The 4,446-nt window shown below is 66.4% G+C and carries 3 protein-coding genes and 1 pseudogene; 3 read left to right on the forward strand and 1 reads right to left on the reverse strand.

The annotated features are described in order from the left end of the window. A pseudogene (locus JCM19049_RS08505) lies at positions 1-1,753 on the reverse strand (catalase); the annotation flags it as partial. Between the two features lie 380 nt (positions 1,754-2,133). Between JCM19049_RS08505 and JCM19049_RS08510 the strand changes: the two are divergent. The 3 genes from JCM19049_RS08510 to JCM19049_RS08520 all read left to right on the forward strand — a co-directional run bounded on the left by JCM19049_RS08510 (position 2,134) and on the right by JCM19049_RS08520 (position 4,425). Further along, positions 2,134-3,459: a YbdK family carboxylate-amine ligase gene (locus JCM19049_RS08510; protein ID WP_054821377.1), complete on the forward strand. Its 1,326-nt coding sequence runs from the start codon at positions 2,134-2,136 to the stop codon at positions 3,457-3,459. Then, positions 3,431-3,709 (forward strand): hypothetical protein, encoded by a 279-nt coding sequence (locus JCM19049_RS08515; protein ID WP_054821378.1) that lies wholly within the window; start codon positions 3,431-3,433, stop codon positions 3,707-3,709. Before JCM19049_RS08510 ends, JCM19049_RS08515 begins: the two co-directional genes overlap by 29 nt. Before the next feature lie 152 nt (positions 3,710-3,861). Beyond that, positions 3,862-4,425: a hypothetical protein gene (locus JCM19049_RS08520; RefSeq protein ID WP_279402782.1), complete on the forward strand. Its 564-nt coding sequence runs from the start codon at positions 3,862-3,864 to the stop codon at positions 4,423-4,425. The last annotated feature ends 21 nt before the right edge of the window (positions 4,426-4,446 follow it).

Genomic DNA, 4,446 nt, shown 5'->3' on the forward strand with positions numbered 1-4,446 from the left:
CGGCGGCCACCAGCAGCACCCGCCAAGTTCAGGCCCATCGCCTCCTCCTTGAGCCGGCGCACCAGCTCCAGGTCGGTTTCCGGGCTGACAACCAGTCCCAGCACGCGGCCATCGACCGGCCACTGCTGGCCGACCTGGGACAGCGCGGGACTCGGTGCCGTGTCCTTGACCTCCTCATCCGGCTGCGGGGCCGGCAGACCCAGGGCGAGAGCGACCGAGGCACACAGCTCCTCATCGATGTTGGCCAGGCACTGCAGCTGGCGCTTGCGCACTTCCTCGCTGCTGCACTTGCCCAGTTCGAAGGAGTACCCCTGCTGCACGTGCAGCTGTTCGGGGACGGTGAGGCTGCGGTAGAACAGGCGGGCCTGGCTGAAGTGATCGCTGAAGCCCACCGGCTCGGCGCGTTCCTTCACCGCCTCGGTGACCGCCTCGGGGAAGTCCACCATCCGCGCCTGGGCTTCGCTGCCCGGCTCGGCCATGAACGGGCACCCGCCGTCCAGCGAGTTCGGCTTGTAGGGCGCGATCCCTTCGTGGATGTACTGCTGGTGCATCCCGTCGCGGAACGTGTCATTGATCGGCGCGTGCGGACGGTTGATCGGCAGCTGGGAGAAGTTCGGCCCGCCCAGCCGGCTGAGCTGGGTGTCGATGTAGGAGAACAGGCGCACCTGCAGCAGCGGGTCGTTGGTGACGTCGATGCCGGGCACCAGGTGTCCGGGGTGGAAGGCCACCTGCTCGGTTTCGGCGAAGTAGTTCGACGGGTTCTCGTTCAGTTCCAGCAGCCCCAGCGGCTGGACGGGGGCCAGTTCCTCGGGCACGATCTTCGTCGGGTCCAGCAGGTCGATGCCCTCAAAGCTTTCCGAACCGTCATCGGGGAACACCTGGACCCCCAGCTCCCACTGCGGGTAGTGCCCGGAGCTGATCGCATCAGCCAGGTCCCGGCGGTGGAAGTCCGGATCCGCCCCGGAGGTCAGCTGGGCTTCCTCCCAGGTCAACGAGTGCACCCCGAGCTTGGGCTTCCAGTGGAACTTGGCCAGGCAACTGTTGCCTTCGGCATTGATCAGCCGGAAGGTGTGGATGCCAAAGCCCTCCATCATCCGGAAGGACCGCGGGATGCCGCGGTCACTCATCTGCCAGATGGCGTGCGCCTGGGCGGGGGTGTGCAGGGAGACGAAATCCCAGAACGTGTCGTGCGCCGACTGGGCCTGCGGGATCTCAAGGTCCGGGTGCGGTTTGGCGGCGTGCACGATGTCCGGGAACTTGATGCCGTCCTGGATGAAGAACACCGGGATGTTGTTCCCCACTAGGTCAAAGACCCCCTCCTCGGTGTAGAACTTCGTGGCGAACCCGCGGGTGTCGCGCACGGTGTCCGAGGAGCCGCGCGAACCGACCACGGTGGAGAAGCGGGAAAACACCCGGGTGACGCGTCCGGGTTCCAGGAACCGGCGGCGCAGATCGATTCGGCGGTGCCGTAGCTGGTGAACTGCCCGAAGGCCCCGGCGCCGCGGGCGTGGACCACGCGCTCGGGAATGCGTTCGTGGTCAAAGTGGGTGATCTTCTCGCGCAGGTGGTGATCCTGCAGCAGCACCGGGCCGCGCGGACCGGCCTTCAGCGAATGGTCGGTATCGCGCACCGGGGCGCCCTGGCTGGTGGTCATGTGCTCGGAACGCTGGCCGTAACCGGTTCCGGCATCCTCCGGCGGACCGGTGTGCTTCGCGTTGGCGGATTGATTGGGTTGATTGGCTGGCTTGTTCATGCGTGCGCTCCTACGTGAGTTGTTCGAGGCAGATGAAGTCGGTGTTCGGCGACAAACCCCCGCAGCCGCCAGCGGGTGCCCGGTCAGCACCGGTCGGCGCCGGCACGGGGATTCGTGCCTGATTCCTGCCCCTCACGCTACGAGTCGCGGGCAGGGCATCAAACAAATGTCAATGGATTCATCGGAACGGTTCAGCAAATTTCCTGCCGTTTACCATCAGGCTCCGCTATGGCTTCTTGAACGCAGCATGTGAATTCACCCGGTCCCCTTTCAGCGGCGGCGTCACTGGCCTAGTGTCGCACCAGGATTACCGACAGGCACTGGCCCCCACCCGCCGTCGACGCAAGCGGCGTGCGTGGGAGAAAGGAAGGAAGGACACGTTGAACACCTTTGGTGTGGAGGAGGAGTTCTTCCTGCTCGATGGGGAAACCGGTCTGCCCGCCGTTCCGCGCGGTGAACTGCTCGGGCTGGGAACGCATCGGCTTGAAGGGGAGATCCAGAAGGAATGGCTGGCATGCCAGATCGAGTTCGCCACCGGGGTCTGCCAGAGTCCCCAGGACGGGCTGGATCAGCTGCGCACCTTTCGGCGCAAGCTGGCTTCCGCGGCGCAGGCCGAGGGGCTGATGGCGGTGGGGCTGGGCGCGGTTCCCGCGATCAGCACCGAAACCGCGACTGTCACCGACACCGATCGCTACCAGCGCATTGCCCAGCACATGCCCGGCATCGCCGCGGAGCACTACCTCAGCGGTCAGCACATCCACGTGGGCATCGAGAACCGTGAGGACGGGATCGTGGCCATGAACGCGCTGCGCCCCTGGCTTCCGCTGCTGCTGGCGATCAGCGCGAACTCCCCGTACTGGCGCGCCGCGGACACCGGTTTCGCCTCCTGGCGCACCATCCAGTACCGCCGGTGGTCGGTGCAGGGCATTCCGCCGGCCTTCAAGGACAGCCGGGACTACGACCGGCGCCTGGGCCGGGTGCTGGCCAGTGACGTGGTCCTGGACAGTGGACACGTGGGCTGGGCGATGCGCCTGTCGGAAAACCAGCCGACCGTGGAGATCCGGGTGGCCGACTCCCAGATGCGGGCCGCCGATTCGGTGCTGCTGGCGCTGCTGGTGCGCGGGCTGGTGGACCAGGCGGTGAAATATCCGAGCCGCAACCGGGAATTTGACCCGGAGTTCTTGGACATCGCGTTCTGGCAGGCGGCCAAGCACGGGTTGGATGGCCCGCTGCTGAACCCCTGGACCTCCAGCACCACCAGCACCGAGGCTTTCCTGCAGACCCTGCTCACCCACATCGAGCCGGCCTGCGGGACAGCGGGGACTATGAGTACGTCCGTCAGGAATTGGAAGAAACAGTACGTCGCGGCAATGGGGCACGCCGCCAGCGCCAGGCCTTCGCGCAGGGTTCGCTTAGTGAACTGCTGCAGTTGGCCCGGCACGAGTTGGAGTTGTAATCATGGGGGATCCTTTTCATACCGGTGGCCTGCTCAATGGCTGCGCCGTACTGCGCTGGATGGAGGGCGAGTCGACGGGGGCATCACGCGGACGCTTGCCCGCCGCCGAGGACCCGGCGCAGATCCAGCATCACGAGGCCGACCAATGCCCGTATCTGGAGGTGCAGCTGGACGGGTCGCTGATCCATGCCCAGGAAATCGCCAGTTATGGGCCGCGGGTCATGGTCCGCTACCCGGCGCAGGTCCTTGACGCCAATCACTTCTCCCACCTGAAGGTGGCGTGGGTGGACAGGGAGAAGACCCGGCGCATCCGCCGCGAGAACGCGTGCTGGAACAACCCGGTGGACAGCATTGACTGGCATGAGCTGGAAGATGAGTCGCTGCAGGATGAGGTGCCCGGGTATCGCTCCGCAAAACAGCAGAATCCGGAACGCCGGGTCTCGGATCACCAGCCGTACTCGGCAGATCGCCTCTCCGGCGGCCCCCTGGAAGGGGCCTGAACCGTCCACAGCATTTCGCGGGGCAAATCGATTGTTTTTGCAGGTTTCTGTGGCACTGTTGAAGTCCAATGTCCCACGTTGCATCACGCCGCCTGTCGGCATCCAGAATATTTGCGCGCCTGCTGATCATTGCCGGCTGCCTTGCCTTGACCGTGCTGCTGGTTTTCCACCAGCAGGTTCCCGACGTGGCCGGGCTCGGCCTGGTCATCGACAACCTGGCCCCCTGGCTGGGGCTGGGTGTACCGGTGCTGCTGCTCCTTGCCCTGGCCGCGCGCGGGCGCGGCACCTTCCTGATGCTGCTGGTTCCGGCGGTGGCCTGGGCGCTGATCTTCGGCCCGATGGTGGTGCCGGCTCCCGCCGGCGAACCGGTGCAGGGGCTGAAGGTGGCCACCCAGAACGTGCATGAACGGCAGGTGGATTCGGCGGCCCGTTCCCTGGCGCAGGCCGGGGCGGAGGTCATCGCCCTGCAGGAGCTGGGTGCCGGGCAGGACGCCGAGGTGAGCCGCACCCTGGCCTCCAGCCACCCGTACCATTTCTCGGTCAGCACCGTGGGGGTCTGGTCCAAGTACCCGGTCAGCCGGCCGAGCCGCTGGATTTGGGCCTGGACTGGGATCGGGCGCTGCGCCTGGATGTGGAAACCGCGGCCGGGCCGGTGCGCCTGTACACGGTGCATGCCGCCTCCGCCCGGCCCACCGGGCACGGTGACCGGGACATGATGCTGCGCAACCTGGCCGCGT

Source organism: Arthrobacter sp. JCM 19049, from assembly GCF_001310435.1.